This is a genomic window from Pseudonocardia ailaonensis (genome assembly GCF_039531635.1).
In the GTDB taxonomy this organism is placed as follows: Bacteria; Actinomycetota; Actinomycetes; order Mycobacteriales; family Pseudonocardiaceae; genus Pseudonocardia; species Pseudonocardia ailaonensis.
Genome location: NZ_BAAAQK010000005.1, coordinates 990,906 through 1,012,891, shown reverse-complemented (window position 1 = coordinate 1,012,891; position 21,986 = coordinate 990,906). Strand labels below are relative to the sequence as shown.

General features: G+C 72.7%; 28 protein-coding genes, 1 tRNA gene and 1 pseudogene. 10 read left to right on the top strand and 20 right to left on the bottom strand.

Going from position 1 to position 21,986, the window contains the following annotated elements; all coding sequences use genetic code 11:
• Positions 1-94: 94 nt before the first annotated feature.
• The gene (locus ABD324_RS13650) at positions 95-406 is read left to right on the top strand and encodes a WhiB family transcriptional regulator (protein ID WP_344416203.1); all 312 of its coding nucleotides are present in this window, start codon (positions 95-97) and stop codon (positions 404-406) included.
• Between the two features lie 106 nt (positions 407-512).
• Here ABD324_RS13650 and ABD324_RS13645 read toward each other — a convergent pair whose 3' ends face one another.
• The 3 genes and pseudogenes from ABD324_RS13645 to ABD324_RS13635 form a co-directional block, all read right to left on the bottom strand.
• Positions 513-1,217 (bottom strand): hypothetical protein, encoded by a 705-nt coding sequence (locus tag ABD324_RS13645; RefSeq protein ID WP_344416200.1) that lies wholly within the window; start codon positions 1,215-1,217, stop codon positions 513-515.
• A gap of 192 nt (positions 1,218-1,409) precedes the next feature.
• Complete coding sequence (locus tag ABD324_RS13640; RefSeq protein WP_344416198.1) at positions 1,410-1,973, bottom strand: PP2C family protein-serine/threonine phosphatase; 564 nt, start codon at positions 1,971-1,973, stop codon at positions 1,410-1,412.
• 212 nt (positions 1,974-2,185) lie between these two features.
• Positions 2,186-3,622 (bottom strand): annotated as a pseudogene (locus ABD324_RS13635) (PAS domain-containing protein); the annotation flags it as partial.
• Positions 3,623-3,771: 149 nt separating this feature from the next.
• Here ABD324_RS13635 and ABD324_RS13630 point away from each other — a divergent pair.
• The 4 genes from ABD324_RS13630 (at position 3,772) to ABD324_RS13615 (ending at position 6,755) form a co-directional block, all read left to right on the top strand.
• On the top strand, positions 3,772-4,164 hold the full coding sequence (locus tag ABD324_RS13630) for an STAS domain-containing protein (protein ID WP_344416194.1): 393 nt from the start codon (positions 3,772-3,774) through the stop codon (positions 4,162-4,164).
• 102 nt (positions 4,165-4,266) lie between these two features.
• The gene (locus tag ABD324_RS13625; protein ID WP_344416192.1) at positions 4,267-4,704 is read left to right on the top strand and encodes an ATP-binding protein; all 438 of its coding nucleotides are present in this window, start codon (positions 4,267-4,269) and stop codon (positions 4,702-4,704) included.
• Positions 4,701-5,480 carry a SigB/SigF/SigG family RNA polymerase sigma factor gene (locus ABD324_RS13620; protein ID WP_344416190.1) on the top strand — a complete coding sequence of 260 codons (780 nt, stop codon included), beginning with the start codon at positions 4,701-4,703 and terminating at the stop codon, positions 5,478-5,480. Before ABD324_RS13625 ends, ABD324_RS13620 begins: the two co-directional genes overlap by 4 nt.
• Before the next feature lie 72 nt (positions 5,481-5,552).
• Complete coding sequence (locus tag ABD324_RS13615; RefSeq protein ID WP_344416187.1) at positions 5,553-6,755, top strand: NAD(P)/FAD-dependent oxidoreductase; 1,203 nt, start codon at positions 5,553-5,555, stop codon at positions 6,753-6,755.
• A 3-nt stretch (positions 6,756-6,758) separates the two neighbouring features.
• Here ABD324_RS13615 and ABD324_RS13610 read toward each other — a convergent pair whose 3' ends face one another.
• The gene (locus ABD324_RS13610) at positions 6,759-6,980 is read right to left on the bottom strand and encodes a DUF3618 domain-containing protein (RefSeq protein ID WP_344416184.1); all 222 of its coding nucleotides are present in this window, start codon (positions 6,978-6,980) and stop codon (positions 6,759-6,761) included.
• Between the two features lie 81 nt (positions 6,981-7,061).
• Between ABD324_RS13610 and bcp the strand changes: the two genes are divergently transcribed.
• Positions 7,062-7,529 carry a thioredoxin-dependent thiol peroxidase gene (gene bcp, locus ABD324_RS13605; protein WP_344416181.1) on the top strand — a complete coding sequence of 156 codons (468 nt, stop codon included), beginning with the start codon at positions 7,062-7,064 and terminating at the stop codon, positions 7,527-7,529.
• A 49-nt stretch (positions 7,530-7,578) separates the two neighbouring features.
• A tRNA-Leu gene (locus tag ABD324_RS13600) sits at positions 7,579-7,655 on the top strand.
• A 13-nt stretch (positions 7,656-7,668) separates the two neighbouring features.
• On the opposite strand, the gene ABD324_RS13595 is transcribed toward ABD324_RS13600, so the two are convergent.
• A complete protein-coding gene (locus ABD324_RS13595; protein ID WP_344416179.1) occupies positions 7,669-8,364 on the bottom strand; it encodes a TVP38/TMEM64 family protein in 696 nt (231 codons plus the stop codon).
• Positions 8,365-8,797: 433 nt separating this feature from the next.
• On the opposite strand from ABD324_RS13595, the gene pcaC reads away from it, so the two are divergent.
• On the top strand, positions 8,798-9,196 hold the full coding sequence (gene pcaC / locus ABD324_RS13590) for a 4-carboxymuconolactone decarboxylase (RefSeq protein ID WP_344416177.1): 399 nt from the start codon (positions 8,798-8,800) through the stop codon (positions 9,194-9,196).
• A 140-nt stretch (positions 9,197-9,336) separates the two neighbouring features.
• Here the strand turns inward: pcaC and rdgB are convergent, their stop codons facing one another.
• The 7 genes from rdgB to ABD324_RS13555 are packed head-to-tail and all read right to left on the bottom strand — an operon-like array spanning position 9,337 to position 13,667.
• Positions 9,337-9,927: an RdgB/HAM1 family non-canonical purine NTP pyrophosphatase gene (rdgB, locus tag ABD324_RS13585; RefSeq protein ID WP_344416175.1), complete on the bottom strand. Its 591-nt coding sequence runs from the start codon at positions 9,925-9,927 to the stop codon at positions 9,337-9,339.
• Complete coding sequence (gene rph / locus ABD324_RS13580; RefSeq protein WP_344416173.1) at positions 9,924-10,646, bottom strand: ribonuclease PH; 723 nt, start codon at positions 10,644-10,646, stop codon at positions 9,924-9,926. The genes rdgB and rph overlap by 4 nt, the downstream gene beginning before the upstream one ends.
• A gap of 18 nt (positions 10,647-10,664) precedes the next feature.
• Positions 10,665-11,438, bottom strand: a complete 774-nt coding sequence (locus tag ABD324_RS13575; RefSeq protein ID WP_344416171.1) for an MBL fold metallo-hydrolase — start codon at positions 11,436-11,438, stop codon at positions 10,665-10,667.
• Between the two features lie 10 nt (positions 11,439-11,448).
• Positions 11,449-11,868 carry a hypothetical protein gene (locus tag ABD324_RS13570; RefSeq protein WP_344416169.1) on the bottom strand — a complete coding sequence of 140 codons (420 nt, stop codon included), beginning with the start codon at positions 11,866-11,868 and terminating at the stop codon, positions 11,449-11,451.
• On the bottom strand, positions 11,861-12,226 hold the full coding sequence (locus ABD324_RS13565; RefSeq protein WP_344416167.1) for a hypothetical protein: 366 nt from the start codon (positions 12,224-12,226) through the stop codon (positions 11,861-11,863). Before ABD324_RS13565 ends, ABD324_RS13570 begins: the two co-directional genes overlap by 8 nt.
• A complete protein-coding gene (gene murI / locus ABD324_RS13560) occupies positions 12,223-13,032 on the bottom strand; it encodes a glutamate racemase (RefSeq protein WP_344416165.1) in 810 nt (269 codons plus the stop codon). Before murI ends, ABD324_RS13565 begins: the two co-directional genes overlap by 4 nt.
• Entirely contained in the window at positions 13,029-13,667 is a 639-nt protein-coding gene (locus ABD324_RS13555) for a rhomboid family intramembrane serine protease (protein ID WP_344416163.1), read from the bottom strand. Before ABD324_RS13555 ends, murI begins: the two co-directional genes overlap by 4 nt.
• 145 nt (positions 13,668-13,812) lie before the next feature.
• Here ABD324_RS13555 and ABD324_RS13550 point away from each other — a divergent pair, with 145 nt between their 5' ends.
• Entirely contained in the window at positions 13,813-15,270 is a 1,458-nt protein-coding gene (locus ABD324_RS13550; RefSeq protein WP_344416161.1) for an MFS transporter, read from the top strand.
• Positions 15,271-15,572: 302 nt separating this feature from the next.
• Here ABD324_RS13550 and ABD324_RS13545 read toward each other — a convergent pair whose 3' ends face one another.
• The 8 genes from ABD324_RS13545 to clpS all read right to left on the bottom strand — a co-directional run bounded on the left by ABD324_RS13545 (position 15,573) and on the right by clpS (position 20,597).
• Positions 15,573-16,523: a PLP-dependent cysteine synthase family protein gene (locus ABD324_RS13545; protein WP_344416158.1), complete on the bottom strand. Its 951-nt coding sequence runs from the start codon at positions 16,521-16,523 to the stop codon at positions 15,573-15,575.
• A gap of 56 nt (positions 16,524-16,579) precedes the next feature.
• Positions 16,580-16,858: a MoaD/ThiS family protein gene (locus ABD324_RS13540; RefSeq protein WP_344416156.1), complete on the bottom strand. Its 279-nt coding sequence runs from the start codon at positions 16,856-16,858 to the stop codon at positions 16,580-16,582.
• 48 nt (positions 16,859-16,906) lie between these two features.
• Positions 16,907-17,377 carry a M67 family metallopeptidase gene (locus ABD324_RS13535; protein ID WP_425565835.1) on the bottom strand — a complete coding sequence of 157 codons (471 nt, stop codon included), beginning with the start codon at positions 17,375-17,377 and terminating at the stop codon, positions 16,907-16,909.
• Between the two features lie 64 nt (positions 17,378-17,441).
• On the bottom strand, positions 17,442-18,737 hold the full coding sequence (locus ABD324_RS13530) for a hypothetical protein (RefSeq protein WP_344416154.1): 1,296 nt from the start codon (positions 18,735-18,737) through the stop codon (positions 17,442-17,444).
• A 3-nt stretch (positions 18,738-18,740) separates the two neighbouring features.
• Positions 18,741-19,274, bottom strand: coding sequence for a DUF3558 domain-containing protein (locus tag ABD324_RS37270; RefSeq protein ID WP_425565849.1), 534 nt, complete (start codon positions 19,272-19,274; stop codon positions 18,741-18,743).
• 20 nt (positions 19,275-19,294) lie between these two features.
• Positions 19,295-19,681 (bottom strand): PE domain-containing protein, encoded by a 387-nt coding sequence (locus ABD324_RS13525; RefSeq protein WP_344416152.1) that lies wholly within the window; start codon positions 19,679-19,681, stop codon positions 19,295-19,297.
• 71 nt (positions 19,682-19,752) lie between these two features.
• Positions 19,753-20,304: a DUF2017 domain-containing protein gene (locus ABD324_RS13520; RefSeq protein ID WP_344416150.1), complete on the bottom strand. Its 552-nt coding sequence runs from the start codon at positions 20,302-20,304 to the stop codon at positions 19,753-19,755.
• On the bottom strand, positions 20,301-20,597 hold the full coding sequence (gene clpS, locus ABD324_RS13515; RefSeq protein ID WP_344416148.1) for an ATP-dependent Clp protease adapter ClpS: 297 nt from the start codon (positions 20,595-20,597) through the stop codon (positions 20,301-20,303). The genes ABD324_RS13520 and clpS overlap by 4 nt, the downstream gene beginning before the upstream one ends.
• A gap of 54 nt (positions 20,598-20,651) precedes the next feature.
• On the opposite strand from clpS, the gene ABD324_RS13510 reads away from it, so the two are divergent.
• Positions 20,652-21,938, top strand: coding sequence for a nicotinate phosphoribosyltransferase (locus tag ABD324_RS13510; protein ID WP_344416146.1), 1,287 nt, complete (start codon positions 20,652-20,654; stop codon positions 21,936-21,938).
• Positions 21,939-21,986: the final 48 nt, after the last annotated feature.

The following is a 21,986-nucleotide window of genomic DNA, read 5'->3' as shown; positions in this document are numbered from 1 at the left end:
CCCTCACCCGCGTTTGGTCCCGAAATCCTCGGGGAAAGCCGCCGCAGGTCTCCCGGCGGGCGCCGGGACACGAACGAGAGCGAGGGTGAGCCGAGTGAGCGATGTGTCCCGCCTCCCTGGGCCCATGGACCACGCCTGGCAGTGGCAGCGCCTGGGCGCCTGCCGCGGCATGGACAGCGCGGTCTTCTTCCACCCGGACGGCGAGCGGAACCCCTCGCGGGCACGCCGGACGGCACAGGCCAAAGCCGTGTGCGGACGCTGCCCGGTGATGGACATGTGCCGCGAGTTCGCGCTGGAGACCCGCGAGCCGTTCGGGGTGTGGGGCGGGCTCGGCGAGTCCGAGCGCCGCACCCTGCTCGAGCGCCGCGACGGCCAGCTCGCACCCTCGGTCGTCGCCGCGGTCTGAGACGCGACCCTGCAGAGACGTACCTCCCGCGGGCGGGGGCCGCGGGAGGTGACGAACGGCGAAGGGGCGGCCCGGAGAGATCCGGGCCGCCCCTTCGCTGTTGGTCCTAGCTCTCGACCACGCTCAGCTCGAGGCTGCGGTAGCGCAGCATCGGCAGCCCGTACACCTGCACGACCCGCCGCGCCGCCGCCACCACCGCGGTGCGCTCCGGGTCCGAGGGCGAGGGCAGCGGGGCCACGCAGTACACGCCGGGCTCGGGATCGAACCCGACCAGCTCGGACAGCGCCGCCACCAGGTCGTCCGCCGCGGTCTGGCCGATCCTCCCCGGGAGCCCGAGGCGGTGCACCCGCAGGTCCCGCAGGCCCAGCGCGGCGATCGCGACGGTCGTGCCGTCCTCCTCGTCGCCCGGGTCGGCGTCCTCGTCGTCCTCGGCCTCCGCCCAGGCCTCCCACTGCTCGTCCGACCAGTCCTCGCGGTCGTCCTCGGGCAGGACGACGGGCGAACCGCCGGGCAGCACCCCCACCTGCGGCAGCAGGGCCGCGGGATCGCAGGCCGGCCGCTCGTCGCGGGCGATCAGCAGGTCGACCTCACCGGCCTCGGCGATCAGCCGCGCCAGGTCGGACTCCGGCCGCAACAGCTCCATCGGGCTGACGGCGACCGCGACCAGCCGCCGCCGTGCCACGGGCACGCTCGCGCTCCCGCCGCGCCGCTGCGCAGGCGGGCCGATGCCTTCGATCTCCGGCACCGCCACCATGTTCGCCAAGACCCCCAACCCGGGGACGCCACCGTTGCCGGCCCCGCCGTTCGTCACGACCCGTACGGTCGTGACAACAGCATCGTTTCCGAACTCCGTCCCACCGCGCGCCCCCGCACGGCGAATGGACGTTACGGGTCCGTGAACGGGCAGGCCCGGCGGGCGATCGGTTCCCCCGTTCGGGCGCAGCGGTCGCCCGCGCGGGACGAACGGAGCAGAGTTCAGGTCCACCCGGCCGAGCGACGCACCTCAGCCGGTCAGGCGCACGGCGAGCACCGCGACGTCGTCGCGTAGCGGGACCGGCTCGCACGCGGCCAGCAGCAGGTCCAGCACCTCCTCCGCCGACGCCCCGGCGGGCGCCGCGGCCAGGGTGCGTTCGAGCAGGTCGGAGCGCTCGTCGGCGTCCTCGCCCGCCACGTCCGTCAGACCGTCCGTGTAGAGCAGGAGCAGGGCGCCGGCGGGCAGGGTGACGCGCGCCCCGGTGCGTCCGGCGCCGCCCGCGCGGCCCAGCTCCGGCACCACGCCGATCATGGGCGAGCTGTGGGCGTCCAGCCGCCGCATCTCGCCCTCCCGGGTGAGCAGCAGGGGCGCCGGATGGCCCGCGTTGGCGTAGTGGAGCACCCGGTCCCCGTTGCCGGCGGGCGGCTCGAGACGGGCGTACACCGCGGTGGCCATCGAGGCCATCTCCAGGCCCTGGACCAGCTGGTCGCAGCGGTCGAGCACGGAGCCGGGCGCGCCACCGTCCCACGCGTAGGAACGGAGCACGCCGCGCAGCTGCCCCATCGCCGCCGCCGCGGAGAGGTCGTGGCCCACGACGTCCCCCACCGCGATCCCGACCGCGCCGTCCGGCAGCGGCAGCACGTCGTACCAGTCCCCGCCGACCTGGTTGCCGTCCGCGCCGCCCGGTACCGGGCGGCGAGCTGCAGCCCCTCGATCCGGGGGACGGCGGGCAGCAGGCTGTGCTGCAGGGTCGCCGCGGCCGCGTGCTCCCGCTCGTACAGACGGGCGTTGTCCACCGTCAGGCCGGCCCGCCCGGCCAGGTCCGTGGCCAGGTGCAGGTCCCGCTGGCCGTACCGGCGGCCGTAGGGGTGCTGGGTGAGCAGGGTCAGCGTGCCCAGCACCCGCCCGCGCGCCCGCAGCGGCACCACGATCGCCGAGCGCAGCCGCAGGCGGTCGTACGCGGCCGCCGCCTCCTCGTCCTCCGGATGGCGTTCGGTGCCCCGCTCGGGCAGCTCGGAGATCAGCACCGGCTCCCCGCTGCCCAGCACCTCGCCGGTGTCGTCACCCATGCCACCGCCGTGCCCGATCCGGTGGTCGCGCAGGTCGGAGAGCTGCCGCAGGCGCTGCTCGTCCGCGCTGTCCCGGGCGGCGACGGCCACCCGCCGCGGCGCCGACGAGCCGGGGCGGTCGAGCAGGTCGACCGCGCAGACGTCCGCCAGCTGGGGGACGACGAGCCGCGCCAGGCCGCGGCACGCGTCGTCCACGGTCAGCGCCTCGGTCATCCGGTTGGTCGCCTCGGCCAGCAGCCGCAGCTGCAGCCGGGCCTCCTCGGCGTCCGCCAGCGCGGCGCGGCGCTCCTGCTCGACGAGCACCCGCTCGGTGACGTCGTTCTGCACGCCGACGAAGTTGACCAGGTCGCCGGCGCCGTCGACGACCGGGGAGATCGAGACCTGGTTCCAGAAGGCCGTGCCGTCCTTGCGGTAGTTGAGCAGCACCTCGGTGATCGGCTCCTGCGTGCGCAGCGCCTCCGCGATGCGCCCGACGGCGGCCCGGTCGGTGTTGGGGCCCTGCAGGAACCGGCAGTTGTGGCCGATCGCGTCCTCGGGCGAGTAGCCGGTCAGCCGGGTGAAGGAGGGGTTCACCCAGATCAGCGGGCTGTCGGGGCGCCGCGGGTCCGTGATCGTGAACGACATGTCGGTGGCCACGACGGCGCGGTCCCGCAGCACCTCGAGCCGCCGCCGGTCGCCGTGCTCGGTGCCCGAGAGCTGCAGGAACACCACCAGGGCGCGCGAGTTCAGCTCGTCGGGCGCCGGCACCGCCGGGCCGGAGGGGCCGAGCCCGAAGCCGGTGACCCACAGCAGCCGGCCCTCGCTCGCCTCGCGCTGCTCGTCGGTCGCGCTCGACCCGCGCCGCGCGGCGTCCCGCACCGCGACGGGTTCCCCCGCCACCGGGATCCCGGCCGCGACCAGCGACAGCGGCGAGCTGGTCTCGCTCATCCGCTTGCCGCCGAGATCGGTCAGGCCGGCCGCGTCGCCCCAGTCGTCGACGTCCACGGGCAGGCGCACGCGGTCGCCGGTCAGCTCGACGGCGGCCGCGTTGGCGTAGACGACGCGCCGGGCCTCCAGGTCGATCACCAGGACGGCGGCGGGCGCGTCGTAGAGGACCTGGGGCAGCTCGTCCGGGGTAAGCGGGCCGGCGAGGTCCGCCGGCAGGGAGGCCTCCGTGGGCACGGTCGTGTCCATGCACCGAGGGTAGTGTCCGCGGCGTCGCGCCGCGCCCCGTCCGTCGCGGTCGACCGCCGGATGGGTAGGGTTCCCCCGTTCCGGTTGAGCCCCCAGCCGCCCAGTACTCGCGCGTCGGAGATGCGCCCGGTCCATGGTGGAGGTGACCGATGTCGGCATCGTCACCGGTCCCGCACGGCAGCGCGAACACGCTCGTCACCGAGCTGACCCGGCCCGCTGCCGGAGTGGTGCTGCTCGTCGTCGAGGGCGAGGTGGACACCCTCACCGCCCCCGCGCTCGGCGAGGCCCTGACCGGCCTCGTCGCCACCGATCCCGAGTCGGCGACCGTCGCGGTCGATCTGTCCGGCGTCGGCTTCCTGGCCTCCAGCGGGCTCGCCGCGCTGATCCACGCCGCGCACCGCGCCGGCGCCCAGGGCCGGGCGCTGCACCTGGTCGGCGGGTCCCGCGCGGTCACCCGGCCCCTCGAGGTCACCGGCTCGGACCGGTTGTTCACGCTGCACGCGGACCTGTCCGCACTGCTGGGCGAGGGCGCCACCGGATAGTGCGGGAAGATTGATAGAACACACCCCGGGTAGCACGATGGGTCCCGGGGACGGGGCCGTCCGGCCCCAGGTCGGTTGGTTCGAGGAAGGGAAGACGTCCAAGTGCCCGAAGTGGATCCGCTGGGCGCCGGTGAGGTGTCGGGCACGGTCGAGACGCCGGGGACGCTGGTCGAGGTGCGCACGAGCGCGTCGGCGGCGCTCATCCCCACCATCCGCGCCGTGGCGTCGGACCTGGCCGCGCGGGCCGATTTCGATCTCGACGCCATCTCCGACCTGCGGATGGCAGTCGACGAGGCCTGCGCCACGCTGGTCGACGTCGCCGCCCCGGGCTCGGCCCTGCGCTGCGTGTTCGACGTGCGCGAGGAGCTGATCGGCGTCCACGCCGAGGTCGACGTCAAGGGGGCCGGCGCCACCGCCGTGTCCACGGACACCTTCGGCTGGCGGGTCCTGCAGACCCTGGCCGACCAGGTCGAGCTCGAGGCGGACGGCGCCCGCGTCGGGATCCGGCTGCACAAGCGCGCGGACGCGCAGGCCACGTGAGTGCGGCCGACTCCGAGTACGGCCACCTGATCCCCCTGCTCGAGGAGTACTCGGGCCTGGCCGCGGACGACCCGAAGCGCGAGCGGCTGCGCGACGAGCTGGTCACCGGCTTCCTGCCGATCGCCCAGCACATCGCCCGCCGCTTCGCGCATCGTGGCGAGCCCCTCGACGACCTGGCGCAGGTCGCCACCCTCGGCCTCATCAACGCCGTGGACCGGTTCTCCCCGGAGAAGGGGAGCGACTTCTTCTCCTTCGCCGTGCCCACCATCAGCGGCGAGGTCCGCCGGCACTTCCGGGACCAGGGCTGGTCCATGCGGGTGCCGCGGCGGCTCAAGGACATGCACGTGTCCATCAACGGGGCGGTCTCGGACCTGTCCCAGCGGCTGGGCCGCGCGCCCCGGCCCAGCGAGATCGCCGAGCAGCTCGGCGTGCCGGTCTCCGAGGTCCTCGAGGGGCTGGAGGCCTCCGAGGCCTACCGCAGCTCGTCGCTCGACGAGATGCTCTCCTCCGAGCAGGGCAGCGCCACGGTCGGCGAGCTGGTCGGCGAGGCGGACGCGGAGCTCGACCGGGTGGACTTCCAGGAGGCCCTGCGCCCCGTCCTCGGCGAGCTGGCCGAGCGCGAGCGCACGATCGTGCTGCTGCGCTTCTTCGGCAACATGACGCAGACCCAGATCGCCGAGCAGGTCGGGATCTCGCAGATGCACGTCTCCCGGCTGCTCGCGCAGACGTTGGACCGGCTGCGCTCCCGGTTGGACCCCGACACGCGGACGGGGTGACCGGGGTCTCTCGCGATCCGGCCGGGCCGTCGGACAGGATGTCCGCAGGCGACGAAGGCGGAGGACGAGACGGTGAGTGCACCGGAGCACGTGCTGGTCGTGGGGGCGGGCCTGGGTGGCCTGCGGACCGTGGAGCAGCTGCGCCAGGCCGGCTACGAGGGACGCATCAGCCTGGTCGGCGCCGAGCTGCACCCGCCCTACGATCGCCCGCCGCTGTCCAAGCAGCTGCTCGCGGGCGACTGGGAGCCGGAGCGCATCGCCCTCAAGGAGGAGGCCGCGCTCGACGATCTCGGTGTGCGCATGTACCTCGGCACCCGCGCGGTCGCGCTGCGGCCCGGTGAGGTCGAGCTGTCGGACGGCGCGGTCCTCGCGGCGGACGCGATCGTGCTGGCCACGGGCGTGGAGGCCCGGCGGCTGCCCGGCCAGCCGCCGTCGGTGCACACCCTGCGCACCCTCGACGACGCGCTCGCCCTGCGCTCCGAGCTCGCCGAGGCGAAGAGCCTGCTGGTGATCGGCGCCGGGTTCATCGGCGCCGAGGTGGCCAGCACCGCGCTGGGCCGCGGCGTGGCCGTCACGGTGCTCGAGGCCGCCCCCGTGCCGCTCGCCCGCGCGCTCGGCGAGCAGGTCGGGCAGATGTGCGCGCGGCTGCTCCGTGAGGGCGGGGTGGACCTGCGCACGGACGTCACGCTCGCCGGGTTCGCCGAGACCCCGAACGGGGTGGCCGTGAAGCTCGCGGACGGGAGCCTGCTGGAGGCGGACGTCGTGGTCGTCGGCATCGGCGGCCGCCCGGACCTGGGCTGGCTGTCGGACACCGGCCTCGACCTCGTCGACGGCGTGCCCTGCGACGAGTCCGGCCGGGTGGTCGGCCTGGAGAACGTCTGGGCCGTGGGCGACATGGCCTCCTGGGCGGACGGCAGCGGCGGGCGGCACCGCCACGAGCACTGGACGTCCACGTCGGACCAGGCCACGATCGTCGCCCGCTCGATCACCGGCACCGAGCCGCCGGCCCCCACGGTGCCCTACTTCTGGTCGGACCAGTTCGGCCTCAAGATCCAGCTGATCGGGCGACCCGAGCACGCCGACGCGATCGTCCCGCTGCGCGGCGAGGGTCTCGCGGGCGGGCCGATCAAGGGGACCGTCGTGGGCTACCTGCAGCAGGACCGGCTCGTCGCGGTCGCGGGGTTCGGCGCGGCGCGGTACGTCGTCCGCTTCCGCGCGCCGCTGCTCGAGGGGGTCGGGAAGGACGCCGCGCTGGCGTTCGCGGCGTCCCTGTAGCGCTCAGGAGAAGAGCTTCTTCAGCACGGCCAGGGCGAGCACCGCACCCACGCCGATCAGCGCGTACTTGATCTTCGGGTCGGCCAGCTTGGCCTGCACCTGGACCTTGCCCGCGTCCACGAACCGCTTCGGGTTCGCGCGGTCGGTCAGGGCGTCCAGGCTGTCGGCGAGGGCGTCCCGCGTCTGCTCGATCTCGCGCTGGATGCTCTCGGGGTCGCGGGCCACGACGTACTCCTCGGGTCTGGTCTGTTCCGACCGGACACACCGTAGACGAGCGCTGTCGGTGGGGCCTGACAGGATCGGCGCATGAGCACCCGCCTCGCCGCCGGCGACCCCGCACCCGACTTCACGCTCCTCGACGCGGACGAGAAGCCGGTGACCCTGTCGGACCTCCGGGGCCGCAAGGTCATCGTGTACTTCTACCCGGCCGCGTCGACCCCGGGCTGCACCAAGCAGGCCTGCGACTTCCGGGACAACCTCGCCGAGCTGAACGGCGCCGGCATCGACGTCCTCGGCATCTCCCCGGACAAGCCGGCCAAGCTCGCGAGGTTCCGCGAGAAGGAGGGCCTGACCTTCCCGCTGCTCTCCGACCCGGAGCGCACCGTCCTGCAGGAGTGGGGCGCCTTCGGCGAGAAGACGATGTACGGCAAGACCGTCACCGGCGTCATCCGCTCCACCTTCCTGGTCGACGAGGAAGGGAAGATCGAGGCGGCCCAGTACAACGTCCGCGCCACGGGCCACGTCGCCAAGCTCCGGAAGGACCTGAAGGTCTGAGTCGATACCCTGGGCATCGGACCGGCCGCTCGACTGGTCCGAATGCCACGCCGGCGTACTCCAATTGGCAGAGAGACTCGGTTTAGGTCCGAGCCAGTGCGGGTTCGAATCCCGCCGCCGGCACCATCCCCACGGGCGGTCAGCCCGCCCGCTGCTCCTCCACCGGTGTGCCGGTGGTGTCCTCGTCCGGTGTCTCCGGGATCGGACGGCGGGCGGCGATCACGATGCCACCCAGGCCGATGAGGCCGCAGACCACGGAGACCGCGATCAGGGCGGGCGACGGGCGGCCCGTGACGGCGTCGCCCAGCACCACGATGGCGACGGTGCCGGGGATGATCCCGACGACCGTCCCGACGAGGTAGGGCAGGAACCGGACCGCCGAGAGCCCGCAGACGTAGTTGAGCGCGGAGAACGGGATGAACGGCACCAGCCGCATCGAGGTCACCGCGAGGGTGCCGTGGTGGTCGAGGCGGGTCCGGGCCCACCGGACCGCCGAGCCCCGCACGTACCGCTCCACCAGCCGCCCGCCCGTCGCCCGGACCAGGAAGTAGGCGATCACGGCGGCGAGGACGGTGCCCGTCAGCGTCAGGACCAGGCCGAACACGGAGCCGAAGAGCAGGCCCGCGGTGAGGGTGAACACCGTCCGCGGCACCGGCGTGACGCACAGCCCGGCCTGCAGCCCCAGGAAGAGCAGCGGCGCCCAGACGCCCGCCTCGGCCGTCATCCGGCGGAGGTCCCCGATCCCGGGGATGCCGTAGGTGCGGGCCAGCAGGAGCACCACGGCCACGAGGGCCAGGAGCCCGACCCCGGCCAGAACCGGCCGCCACCACCGCACGACACCGACGGTACCGATCCCGCGACCGCCCCCGGCTCCCCGCCCGCCCGTCACCAACCCCCTCCCCCACCCGTCCAGCCCACCGCCACCGTCCGGAAACCCGCCATTCCCGTCGCGATCCGGACACAAGCCCCGATCACCCCGCCCACCCCACCCGCACCCGCGAGTCGGCACGCGGGCGGAGCCCGCCATGAGCAGAGCCGGGAGGCCGTATGTGACGTCCACGACGTCGGCCTCCCGCGCGGGCCACGGCTCCGACCGCGACCCGCCCGGGCCCCTCGGCCGCCGTCAGGTCACGCGCTCGGCCGTGATCACCGCCTGAGACCCATTGGCGCCGTATTCGGCGTCGATGGGTCCGAAGTGGTGATCACCAGGCTTCCGGGAGGCGGAAGCGGAGATCGGGAGGCCCCCGGGCGGCGGTTACCGTGCGGGCGTGAGCAGTGAGCAGCGTGAGCTCGACCTGGATCCCGCCGGCCTGGCCGTCCGCCGCGAGGTGCTCGGCGCCCGGCACGTCGACACGACGATCGCCGCGGTCGACGACGTCACGGGCGACTACCAGGAACTGATCACCCGCTACGCGTGGGGCGGCATCTGGACCCGCCCCGGTCTGGACCGCCGGATGCGCAGCGCCATCACGCTGACCGCGCTCATCGCCCACGGCCACCTCACGGAGCTGGAGATGCACCTCCGGGCCGCCCTGCGGAACGGGCTGACCCGCGAGGAGATCGTCGAGGTCCTGCTGCAGAGCGCGATCTACTGCGGCGTCCCCGCCGCGAACAGCGCCTTCGCGGTGGCCAAGCGGGTCCTCGCGGAGGACGACCCCACGGCCTGACCGCCGCCCCGGGCTCGCGACGCCAGGGGCTCCCCCGGCGCCACTCGGCGACGGGGACCCCAGGGCGTCACCCGCGATGCCCGGCCCACGCCGCTGGAGCTCCCCACGCACCGCTCAGCGACGCTCGGGGAGCCCGAGCGTCACTGTCCGGACAGCGCCGCGAGGTGCGGCAGCAGGGCGCGGAAGGCCAGCCCACGGTGGCTCGCGGCGTCCTTCTCCTCCGGCGACAGCTCCGCCGAGGTCCGCGTCCCGCCCTCGGGAACGAAGATCGGATCGTAGCCGAACCCGTTGCTGCCCAACGGTTCCCGGACGATCCGCCCCCGCCACTCCCCGTGTACCACGGTCTCCTCGCCGCCGGGCACCACGAGCGCGGCCGCGCAGACGAACGCCCCGCCCCGCCGCTCGTCGGGGACGTCGCCGAGCTGGCCGAGCAGCAGGTTCAGGTTCGCCAGGTCGTCGCCGTGCTTGCCGGACCAGCGCGCCGAGAGCACCCCCGGCATCCCGTTGAGCGCGTCGACGGCCAGGCCCGAGTCGTCGGCCACCGAGGGCAGCCCCGTCGCGAGAGCGGCGTCCCGGGCCTTCGCGAGGGCGTTCTCGGCGAAGGTCGCACCGGTCTCGGGCGCCTCGGGGAACTCGGGGACGTCGGCCAGCCCGAGGACCTCGAGCCCGTCGAGCAGCCTGCGGAACTCGACGAGCTTGCCGGCGTTCCGCGTGGCCAGCAGGATCGTCACGACTCCAGTGCTTCCTGCTGCAGGCGGGTCAGCGAGGCGATCCCGGCGAGCGCCGAGTCGAGCATCGCGTCGAGGGTCGCGCGCGTGTAGGTGGCACCCTCGCCGGTGCCCTGCACCTCGACGAGCGTCCCGGTGTCCGTGGCGACGACGTTCATGTCGACCTCGGCGCGCGAGTCCTCCTCGTAGGGCAGGTCGAGGCGCACCCTGCCGTCGACGACGCCGACGCTGATGGCCGCGATCTGGCACGAGATCGGCTTCGGGTCCGCCAGCCGGTCCCGCTCGCCCAGCCAGGTCACGGCGTCGACCAGCGCCACGTAGGCCCCGGTGATCGCGGCGGTGCGGGTGCCGCCGTCGGCCTGCAGGACGTCGCAGTCGAGCGCGATCGTGTTCTCGCCCAACGCCTTCAGGTCGATGCAGGCGCGCAGGGAGCGGCCGATGAGCCGGCTGATCTCGTGTGTGCGCCCCCCGACCCGGCCCTTGACGGACTCCCGGTCCGACCGCGTGTTCGTCGCCGACGGCAGCATCGCGTACTCCGCCGTGAGCCAGCCGAGCCCGGAGCCCTTGCGCCAGCGCGGCACGCCCTCGGTCACGCTCGCCGCGCACAGCACCTTGGTGTCCCCGAACTCGACGAGCACGGAGCCCGCCGGGTGCTTCTGGAAGCCGCGGGTGATGCGCACCGGGCGCAGCTGGTCGTCGGTCCTGCCGTCTGCTCGCGTCACCCGACCATCGTAGGAACGTCAGACCTCGTAGGCCGCGTCGGGCCGGACCAGCTCCACCGGCCCGTCGAACGCCTCCTTCGCCTCGGCCAGGATCACGTCGGCGTCCGTCCAGATCGGGACGTGGGTGAGCAGCAGCCGTCCGACCCCGGCGGCGGCCGCGTGCTCGCCCGCCTGCCGCCCGGACAGGTGCACCCCGGCCGGCATCGCGTCGGAGTGCGGCCAGGAGGCCTCGCACAGCAGCACGTCCGCCCCGCGGGCCAGGTCGACCAGGCCGTCGCACGGCCCGGTGTCGCCCGAGTAGACGAGGCTCCGGCCGCCGTGTTCCACGCGCAGCCCGTAGGCCTCGCAGGGATGGTCGACCGCACCCGCGCGCAGCACGGCACCCCCGACCGTCGTCTCGCAGCCGTCGCTCAGCACCCCGAACGCCATGACGTCGCTCAGGTCTGTCTCGGCGCGCTCGGCCGCGGAGGGCGCGTAGGCCGCGGCGAACCGCTCGGGGGCCTCGACGGGCGCGTGGACGGCGAGGCGGTTGCGGGTCGCGTCGTAGGGCGGGGCCGGGTGGTAGCGACGCCAGACGAGCAGGGACGAGAAGTCCGCGCAGTGGTCCGGGTGCAGGTGGCTGAACACGCAGGCGTCGAGCTCCCAGGGGTCCAGGTGCCGCTGCAACGCACCGAACGTCCCGTTGCCCAGGTCCAGGGTGAGCCGGGTGTCCCCCGCCTCGACCAGGTAGCCCGACGCCGGCGAACCCGGCCCCGGTCCGCTGCCGGAACACCCGAGCACCACGAGCCTCATGCGAGGCAGGCTAGTGCCGCGCGCGGGTGTGCCGCAGCCACCAGAGCCCGACGAACGGCAGGATCAGCGGGATGAAGCCGTAGCCCCGGCCGTAGACCGACCAGACCGTGTCGTCCGGGAAGTCGCCGGTGTCGAAGACCGTCAGCGTGCCGATCACCAGCACCCCGACCAGCTCGAACACGACCGCCGCCCACGCCAGCCGCCGGTAGCCGGGCTTGCGGCCGGCGAGCCCGATCGTCGCCAGGATGTAGACGACGCCGGCGAGCCCGGACAGCAGGTACGCCACCGGCGCCTCGGAGAACTTCCCGGCGATCTGCACCGCGGCCCGCGCGGTGGCCGACAGCGCGAAGATCGCGTAGACGGCGATCAGGATCCGGCCGGGGCCGGTCGCCGTGGCGGAGCGCCGGGGCCGTTCGGGCTGTTCAGACACCGCCGGCCGCCCAGAGACCGTGGAGCCGCCAGACCGCCACGCCCGTCCCGATCGCGGCGACCGCGATCACCGTGCCTCCCCAGCGCGTGGGCTCGGCGGTGGCGAACTGCAGCCCGATCGGCATCACACACACGCTGACCAGCAGGTAGATGAGGAAGGTCGACTGCTCGGGCAGGCTGACCCCGCCGAACACCCGCACCGCCGCGATGACCGCCTGGATCAGCAGGATCCCCTCGAACGCACCGACGGCGATCCGGTGGGTGCGGTCCGGCGGGCGGTTCCGCACGGTGGTGAGCACGCCGTACAGCGCGACCGCCGCCGCGGCCACGTACGCCACGACCTCGAGCGCGCCGATCACGCTCTGACGCTACCGACCTGCCCGACCCGCTCGATCTCCGGCCCCAGGAAGCGGCGGCCGAGCCTGCGGAAGGGTTCGGGATCGCCGGTCGCGAGGAACTCGTGCGGCCCGAGCGGCTCGCCCTCCCGGGCGAGGTCCTGCGCCATCAGGGTCCGGACCACGTCCTTGGCCGTCTCGTCCGCACTCGAGACGAGGCTGACGTCGTCCCCCAGCGCGATCTGGAGCACCCCGCTGAGCAGCGGATAGTGCGTGCAGCCGAGCACCACGGTGTCCACCCGGGCGCGCTGCAGCGGCTCGAGATAGCTCTGCGCCAGGCCGAGGATCTGACGGCCGCTGGTCATGCCGCGCTCGACGAAGTCGACGAACCGGGGGCACGCCACCGCGGTGATCTCGACGTCCTTCGCGGCGGCGAACGCGTCCTGGTAGGCGCCGCTGGCGATCGTCGCGCTCGTGCCGATGACGCCGATCCGCCCGCTCCGGGTGGCCGCGACGGCCCGCCGCACGGCCGGCCGCAGCACCTCGATCACCGGGACGGGATAGCGCTCGCGGGCATCGGCCAGGCAGGCCGCGGACGCCGTGTTGCAGGCGATGACCAGCAGTTTCACGCCGCGCTCGACGAGGTCGTCCCCGACCGCGAGGGCGTGCCGCCGGATGTCGGCGATGCGCAGCGGGCCGTAGGGGCCGTGCGCGGTGTCGCCGACGTAGACGACCCGCTCGGACGGCAGCTGGTCGATCACGGCCCGCGCGACCGTCAGGCCGCCCACGCCGGAGTCGAAGATGCCGATGGGCGCGTCCGGATCGGTCACACGAATCCCGGGGTCGTCGGGGCCGGGGCCTGTCTGCGGTCCGCCCGCGCGACCATCCACGCGGCCAGGATCCCGAACAGCGCCCCGAAGAGGTGCGCCTGCCACGAGACGCCGGGGGTACCGGGGAGCACGCCCCACAGGATCCCGCCCTCGAGGACGAGCAGCACGACGCCCAGCACGATCTGCCGCGCCGACCGCGCGAAGAAGCCCCGGACCAGCAGGAACAGCAGCCAGCCGAAGATCACGCCGGACATCCCGATGGTGGAGGTGTAGCTCGGCCCGGTCAGCCAGACGAGCGCGCCGCTGCCGACCCAGATCAGGGCCGTGACCCCGATCCACTGCCGGATCCCGCCCGCCATCGCGAGCCAGCCGAAGAGGAGGAACGGGACAGTATTGCTGATCAGGTGGGGCCAGCCGCCGTGGAGCAGCGGTGCCCAGAGGATCCCCCACAGGCCGTCGAGCCGGCGGGAGATGATCCCGTCGTTGTCGAGCGTCTGGCCGGTGACCTGGTCGACCGCCTCGAGGGCGTAGAGCGCGGCGGTGAACACCAGCATGATCACCGCGGCCCGGAGCGGGTGCGGCGGGACGATGCGCGCGATGCCGCGCGGCGGCGGGGTGACCTGCGGAAGGGCCATGCCACGACTGTAGCGCCGCGCGGCGTCACCCGGCCGTGAAAGCGCTGAGAACGGAAATTGTCGGACCCCTTCGGCAGGATGCGGGACGATCCTCACCCGGCCCGATCACCGTCCGGCCGGATCGCCACCCCGCCTGGAGCCCACCGTGACCGCACCCGCCGCCCCGCCCCATCCCGGGCGCTGGGCCGCCCTGTTCGTCATCGGGCTCGCGCAGCTCATGGTCGTGCTCGACGCGACGATCGTGAACATCGCGCTCCCCCAGGCCCAGGCCCACCTGGGCATCTCCGATGCGGACCGGCAGTGGGTGGTCACCGCCTACACCCTCGCGTTCGGCGGGTTGCTGCTGCTCGGCGGCCGCATCGCGGACTTCTGGGGGCGCAAGCGCACGTTCGTCGTGGGGGCGCTCGGGTTCGCGGTGGCCTCGGCGCTCGGCGGGCTGGCCCAGAACGGGGAGATGCTGTTCGCCGCACGCGGGCTGCAGGGCATCTTCGGCGCGCTGCTGGCGCCGGCCGGGCTGGCGCTGCTCACGGTGCTGTTCACGGACGCGACCGAGCGGGCGCGGGCGTTCAGCGTGTTCGGGGCGATCGCCGGCGGCGGATCGGCGGTCGGACTCGTGCTCGGCGGAGTGCTCACCGAGTACGCGGACTGGCGCTGGTGCCTGCTCGTCAACATCCCGATCTCGGTGGTCGCGGTGGTGCTGGCGCTGCCGTTCGTGCCGGAGAGCAGGGCAACCGGGGACACCCGCTACGACATTCCCGGCGCGGTGGCGGTCACGGTCGGACTCGTCGCGCTCGTCTACGGCTTCACCAGGGCGAGCGAGGACGGCTGGTCGTCGCGCTGGGCGCTGGTGAGCTTCGGGGTCGCGGTGGTGCTGCTGGTGGCGTTCGTGCTGATCGAGAGGCGGTCGAAGCACCCGCTGGTGCCGCTGGGTCTGCTCGTGGACCGCAACCGCGGCGGGGCCTACCTGTTCTCGACGCTCGTGGGCGCCGGCCTGCTGGGCGCCTTCCTGTTCCTGACGTTCTACTTCCAGGTCGTCCTCGGCTACACGCCGCTGCAGGCGGGCCTGGCGTCGCTCCCGGTCACCGGCGGCGTGCTGATCGCCGCCGGGGTGGCGAGCCAGCTGATGCCGCGGATCGGGCCGAAACCGCTGATGGTCACGGGCGGGGTCGTCGCCGCGGCGGGGATGGTGCTGCTCACCCGGATCACCGTCGAGAGCGGCTTCGTCACGCTCCTGCTTCCCGCGCAGCTCGTGCTGGGCCTGGGCCTCGGGCTGTCCTTCGTGCCGCTGGCGAGCCTCGCGCTGGTCGGCGTCGGCAACCAGGACGCCGGCGCCGCGAGCGCGGTGCTCAACGCCACGCAGCAGGTCGGGGCGTCACTGGGCACCGCCCTACTCAACACGATCGCGACCACCGCGGCCGCGAGCTGGATCGCCGCGAACCCGATCACCGACCCGTCCCAGATGCTCGACGCCGCGGTCCACAGCTACGTCGTCGCCTTCGCCTGGGCGGCTGCACTGCTGGCGATCGGCACCGCCCTGATCCTGATCCTGGTCAGGGCGAACAAGCAGGACCTCCCGACGGTCCCGCCCGCCCACGTGGGCTGACAGCGCCCGCTCGGCCCAGCAGGTCCCCACCCTGGCCCGGACAGCTGGGCCCGGCGCGGTGCGACCCGGTGCGGCCTGATGCGGCCCGGTGCGACCCGGTGCGACCCGGTGCGTCCCGGCATGATCATCAGGACCTCAGCGCTGCTCCGCCGACCGCCGATCCGTCCTGGTGGTGATCACCAGGACCTCAGCGCTGTCCCGCGGTGATCATCAGGACATGGCTGCTGAATGATCATGGAAATTTCGCACTGGTGTCCTGCTGATCTTCCTGGGCCGTGATCATCAGGACCTGGCGGTCGGACTCAGGCCCAGAGGTGGCCCTCAATGCCCTCGGCGGCGTCGTCGAGCTGGCCGGAGTAGGCGCCCGTGGAGAGGTACTTCCAGCCGCCGTCGCACACCACGAGCACGATGTCCGCGCTCTCGCCCGCGCCGGCCGCCTTCTCGGCGACCGCGAGCGCGGCGTGGAGGATGCCGCCCGTCGAGATGCCGGCGAAGATGCCTTCCTTCTCGACGAGCTCGCGGGTGCGGCGCAGGGCGTCGTAGCTGCCCACGGAGTAGCGGCCGGTCAGGACGCTGGGGTCGTACAGCTCGGGGACGAAGCCCTCGTCGAGGTTCCGCAGGCCGTAGACGAGCTCGCCGTAGCGGGGCTCGGCGGCGATGATCTGCACGTCCGGCTTCTTCTCGCGCAGGAAGCGGCCCGTGCCCACCAGGGTGCCGGTGGTGCCGAGGCCCGCGACGAAGTGCGTGATCTCCGGGCAGTCCCGCAGGATCTCCGGGCCGGTGGTGCGGTAGTGCGCGTCCGCGTTGGCCGGGTTGCCGTACTGGTAGAGCATCACCCAGTCCGGGTTCTGCGCGGCGATCTCCTTGGCCATCGCGACGGCCTGGTTGGAGCCGCCCGCCGCCGGCGAGGAGATGATCTCCGCGCCGTACATGGTGAGCAGCTGCCGGCGCTCTTCGGAGGTGTTCTCCGGCATCACACAGACGATCTTGTAGCCCTTGAGCTTCGCGGCCATCGCCAGGGAGATGCCGGTGTTGCCCGACGTCGGCTCCAGGATCGTGCAGCCCGGCGCGAGCAGCCCATCCGCCTCGGCCTTCTCGATCATGGCCAGCGCGGGGCGGTCCTTGATCGAGCCGGTGGGGTTGCGGTCCTCGAGCTTCGCCCACAGCCGGACGTTCTCGGCCGGGGACAGCGAGGGGAGGCCGACCAGCGGGGTGTCCCCCACGGCCTGCAGCAACGAGTCGTAGCGCGCCATCGCTCCTCCAAGAGCGGGCACGGGCGGCGGCGCGACCGCCGCCCGGTGCCGTCAGGTCAGCGCATGCCGCCGGCGACGGCCGGCAGGATGGTGAGGGTGGAGGTCTCCTTGACGGGAGCCTCCAGGCCACCCGCGAAGCGGACGTCCTCGTCGTCGACGTAGATGTTCACGAAGCGGTGCAGCTTGCCGTCGGTGAGCAGGCGGTCCTTGAGACCGCTGTGCCGCGACTCCAGGTCGTCGATCACCTCGGCGACGGTGCCACCCTTGGCCTCGACGGCCTTCTCACCCCCCGTGTGGGTGCGCAGGATGGTCGGGATGGAGACGGTGACGGCCATGATTCTTCGGTGCTCCTGATCGTGTCGTTCGGGGTGGCTGAGGGCTGATCAGCCCAGGTCGGGAACGTCGTCCGCACCCGTGTGCGCGAACATATAAGTCTCCACGACCTGAACTTCTTCCTCGGTCACCACACCGTCGACGATCCGGAACGACCGGAAATCGTGGCCCGTGTGGTTCGTCTCCGCCGAGTCGCGGGTGGAGACCAGCACGTAGTGCGCCTCGGGCTCGGAGGCGTAGGAGATGTCGGTGCGCGACGGGTACGCCTCGGTCGCCGTGTGCGAGTGGTAGATCACCACGGGCACCTCGTCGTTCGCGTTCATCTGCTTGTACAGCTGGAACAGGTCGCCCGAGTCGAACTCGTAGAACGTGGGCGAGCGTGCCGCGTTGAGCATCGGGATGAAGCGTTCGGGCCGGTCCGAGCCCTCGGGGCCGGCGATGACGCCGCACGCCTCGTCCGGGTGGTCCCGGCGGGCGTGGGCGACGATCTCCTCCAGGAGATCTCCTCGAATGACCAGCACGCCGTCCAGGGTACGTAACGGAGCCCGCCGATCGCACATCACCCGACCCGGCTCACACCACCCGTCACCCGTCGTGGCCACGCTCCTCGGCGCGGATCACACCGGGCCCGTGCTCCGGCACCTCCCCCAGCCACGCGGACTCGGGATCGTCCTCGAGCAACCACTCGGGCCGCTGCCGCCCCTCCCCACCCCGCCCGGCCCCCATCGCCCCGGGCAGGAACGGCATGTGGGACGAGTTCCGCCCGGCCGCCGCGGCACCCCGCGCAGCCCGCTCCTCGGCGAGCGCCGCCGCCCGAGCCGTCAACCTCTCGGCGAGCGGCGCCTTCTCGGCTGCTCCTCCGCCGAGGCCACGACCACCCGGTCCGCCCAGCTCGAGCGACCGGTTGCCGCCGAGCACCCCGGGCCGACCCGCCGACCCGAACGACATGCGTCCCGCATCCGGGCGAGGCACGCCCGGGGTGATCACGCCCGGAAGCCCACCACCGACTCGGCTCGACGACAGCTCCCCGGACGGCGCCGATCCGACCGGACCACGGCCGCCTCCCGGACTGCCTGGCGCCCCGTCCGGGCTCTTCGCCGCGGGCGCAGTCACCGTGCCCGAGCCGATGCCCGGCGTCCCGGGCGCGACGACCGGACCCGGTCCCGCACTTCCCCCCGGCGCGGATCCGACCACCCCCGCCGCGGTGGACCCGGCCGCCGCCGCCGGAGGCGAGTTCACGGCCGGAGCGTCGAGGCTTGCCGGCGAGGCCGCGACGGCCCCGGCTCCTCCCGCCGAGGCACCCACGCCGCCGGTCCCGCCGACCGTGCCCACCGCCGCGGGTGCCGTGGGCGCGGCTGCGACAGCGGCGCCAGGTGCCGTCAGCTGCGGCGGATCGAAGACCTGGAACCAGTTCGCGAGATTGTCGTTGGTGTTGGCCTGATACTTGTTCGCCGCGGCCGCCGCCGCCCGGTTCGCGCGAGTGGACTCGGGGTCGAGCCCCTTCCCACCCTGCCGCCACTCCTCCGCCGGCGGCTCCGGCATCGCCTGCATCTCGCCGTAGACCGTGGCGAAGTACTCGCTCTGGTTCCGGAACGCCGCCGCAGCAGTCCGAAACTTCACCACCCCGTCAAGCCCCGGCTCCGCCAACTTCGCGATGTAGGCCCGGGTCGCCTCGGCCGCGTCTCCGGCGTGAACAGAGGGGTAGTTCCTATAGAGGGCGAGGAGGCGGTCACAGGCGTCTTCCAGACGGTCTGCCACCTTGTCCATGACCTGTCCACTGACCTCAATTTCGAGCATTCCCGCGCTTGCAAGGACCGCGTCTCGACTCTCCTTAGCAGGAACCGCGCTGTAGTCGATCCGAGTTCCGTCGTAATTTGCCATTAGTCATCCTTGGGAGCGAGACGCAGAGACGACAAGAAGGTCAAACATTTCACTAGCAAGTTCACACCAATCACGCTTCGGCCCGCCGAGCCCGCCTGCCTCTACATCGACAACGTCGCTGTCGGAGATTCCGACCACGAACTCGCAGGAGACGCCACCCTCCGGGCTCACCCTGACTGCCGGAAATCCGCTTAGCTCAGTGGGCACGAAGGTCGGGAAGGCACTGCGGAACCCGTAGGTTTCGTCGAGACCGCGCCCGGGAGCCACGACGAGGGATATCTCGTACGCGAGATCGGTTGGCTTCCACATGCACGCGGATCCATACCTCGTTGGGCGATCGTTCGCTGTTGATGGGTCGACTCCAAGCGCGCGGAGCTCGCCCGGCCCGAATACATTGCACGCACGAACCATCGGCTGCTTGAGCGGCGTTCGCACGGTCGGCACTTGATCATTTGAAGCGACCGCAGTTACTGGAACTGGCGCGACAGATTGGCTTTCGGACTTCACTGAACAAGCACCAAGAGTGGCTAAAGCCACGATGAGCACGATTAGGCGCCTCACAGCGAGCGCATCCTGTTAGCGGAATCCTGGGCAACGTAGGCTTCAGCCTGCGCCGCAAGCGCTTGCCCGGCAGTATCGAGATGCTCGCGCCACAAGCGAACGAAGGTCTGCGCCTCCTGAGCCATTGTCCATGCTTGACGATTCAGGTTCATGCTGACCTCGTCGCTCGCGGGAATTGTTAGCGTCCAAGGGCGCAGGTCAAGTTCCGCCGTAGCGATACTGGCAGCGATCTCCCGAAGCTGTCTGGCGATGGCAAGAGCTGCATCGACATCAATCTGCAAAGGCTGATCCAACTGCGCAGGCGCCGGATCCCAGCCCTCTCGGACGTTCTCGATCCTCCGCATCAGCCCGGGCGAAGGCACCGCGGGACCACTGCTCGTCATGGCCCCATGATCGCAGCCCACCGGCCCGATCAGGACATCTCAGGAAGAACCCGTCACCATGGTGAACGCCCTCAGAGCAGCTGAGCCCGTGCTCTCACCAGCGAGTCCTGCACGAAGGTCAGCCAGTGGTACACCCCGAGGTGCGGGCCTCGGGGGTCGTCCTCCGGGAACTCGTCGGGGGTGTCCTCGGAGACGTCCAGCGCCGTGCCGAGAGCGAGCCGGACGTCGTTGAGCGCCGTGAGCCACTGGTCCGCCTCGGGGACGCTGAGCTCGATCTTCCCTCCCCCTTCGGGCAGGGCGTCGAGCACGGCCGTGGCGGCGGACTGCTTCGCCTCGATGAGTGCCGGTTCGTGGAGGGAGCGCAGGCCGGCGGCGAGGTCGCGGTCCTCGGAGGTGAAGTCCGGGAGGAGGCGGGCGAGGACCCGGTCGTCCGGCCTCTTCGACGGGCCGGTCCGCATGCCGGTCAGCTCCGCGAGCTCGTCCTGCGGGGCCTCCTCGACCCGGCCGGCGAGCATCTGCGTGACCTCGGTGATCAGGCCGCGCAGGACCGAGGTCTCCTGCTCCTCCAGCGTGGCGACGAGCTTCACGCGAGACCCGCGCCCGGAGCGCTTCCAGCCGTTCACGTGCGCTGCATGGTGGCCCAGAGGCCGGCCGCGTGGAGCTTCGCGACGTCCGCCTCGATCTTGTCCTTGTCCCCCGCGGAGACCGCGGCCTTGCCCTTGTGGTGCACGTCGAGCATCAGCGCGGTCGCCTTCGGCTCCGGATACCCGAACACCTTCTGCAGCACGTACGTGACGTACGACATGAGGTTGACCGGGTCGTTCCAGACGACCGCCTGCCACGGGGTGTCGCCGGCCGTGTCCTCGTCCACGGCAGGGTCCACCTGGGTGGTGGGCGAGCTGAGCGGGGCGGACATACCTCCATGGTGTCATGTGCGCCTCACCGCGAGCTGGCCGCATAGGCTCCCCTCATGAGCGCGAGTAGCAGCACTGGGCTCCTCACCGACATGTACGAGCTGACGATGGTCGCCGCCTCCCTGGCCGACGGGACCGCGGAGCGCGAGTGCGTGTTCGAGCTGTTCGCCCGCCGCCTGCCGGACGGTCGCCGCTACGGCGTCGTCGCCGGCACCGGCCGGGCGCTCGACGCGCTGCGGGACTTCCGCTTCGGCGACGCCGAACTGGCCTCCCTGCAGGGGAAACTCGACGACCGCATGATCGCGTGGCTCGCCGACTACCGCTTCTCCGGCGACATCGACGGCTACCCGGAGGGCGAGCTCTACTTCCCCGGCTCGCCGATCCTCACCGTCACCGGCACGTTCGCCGACGCGGTGGTCCTCGAGACCCTGTTCCTGTCGATCCTCAACCACGACAGCGCCATCGCCTCGGCCGCCGCCCGCATGGTGACGGCCGCGGGCAACCGCCCGTTGATCGAGATGGGCAGCCGCCGCACGCACGAGGAGGCGGCGGTGGCGAGCGCCCGGGCCGCCTACCTGGCCGGCTTCGCCACCACGTCGAACCTCGAGGCCGGGCGCCGCTACGGCGTCCCGTGCGCCGGCACCGCCGCGCACGCCTGGATCCTCCTGCACGACGACGAGGAGAGCGCCTTCAAGGCCCAGGTCGAGGCCCTGGGCACGGACACCACCCTGCTCGTGGACACCTACGACATCCGCCAGGGCATCGACCGCGCGATCGCCGCCGCCGGCCCCGGCCTGGGCGCGATCCGCATCGACTCCGGCGACCTGGGCGTCCTCGCCCACCAGGCCCGCGAGCAGCTGGACTCGCTCGGCGCCACCGGCACGAAGATCGTCCTGTCCGGCGACCTGGACGAGTACGCGATCGCGAGCCTGCGCGCCGAGCCGGTCGACGTCTACGGCGTGGGGACGAGCGTCGTCACCGGTTCCGGGGCCCCGACCGCCGGCATGGTCTACAAGCTGGTCGAGGTGGACGGACGGCCGGTGGCCAAGCGCTCGTCGAGCAAGGAGTCCCGGGGTGGGCGGAAGTCGGCGCTGCGCCGGCACAAGCCGACCGGGACGGCGGTCGAGGAGGTCGTGCACCTCGTCGGCCACACCCCCGACCTGGGCCCGGACGACCGGGTGCTGCCGGTCCCCCTGGCCCGCGGCGGCGAGCCCGTCCCCGGCCTGCCGACCCTGGCCGACGCCCGGGACCGCCTGCGCGCGGCGCTCGTCTCCGTGCCGTGGGAGGGCCTGAAGCTCTCGCGCGGCGAGCCGGCCATCCCGACCGTCTTCCCGGAGGCCTGATGAGCGGCTCCATCGGTTCGGCGTCCGGCGCCGCGCTCGTGCGGCAGG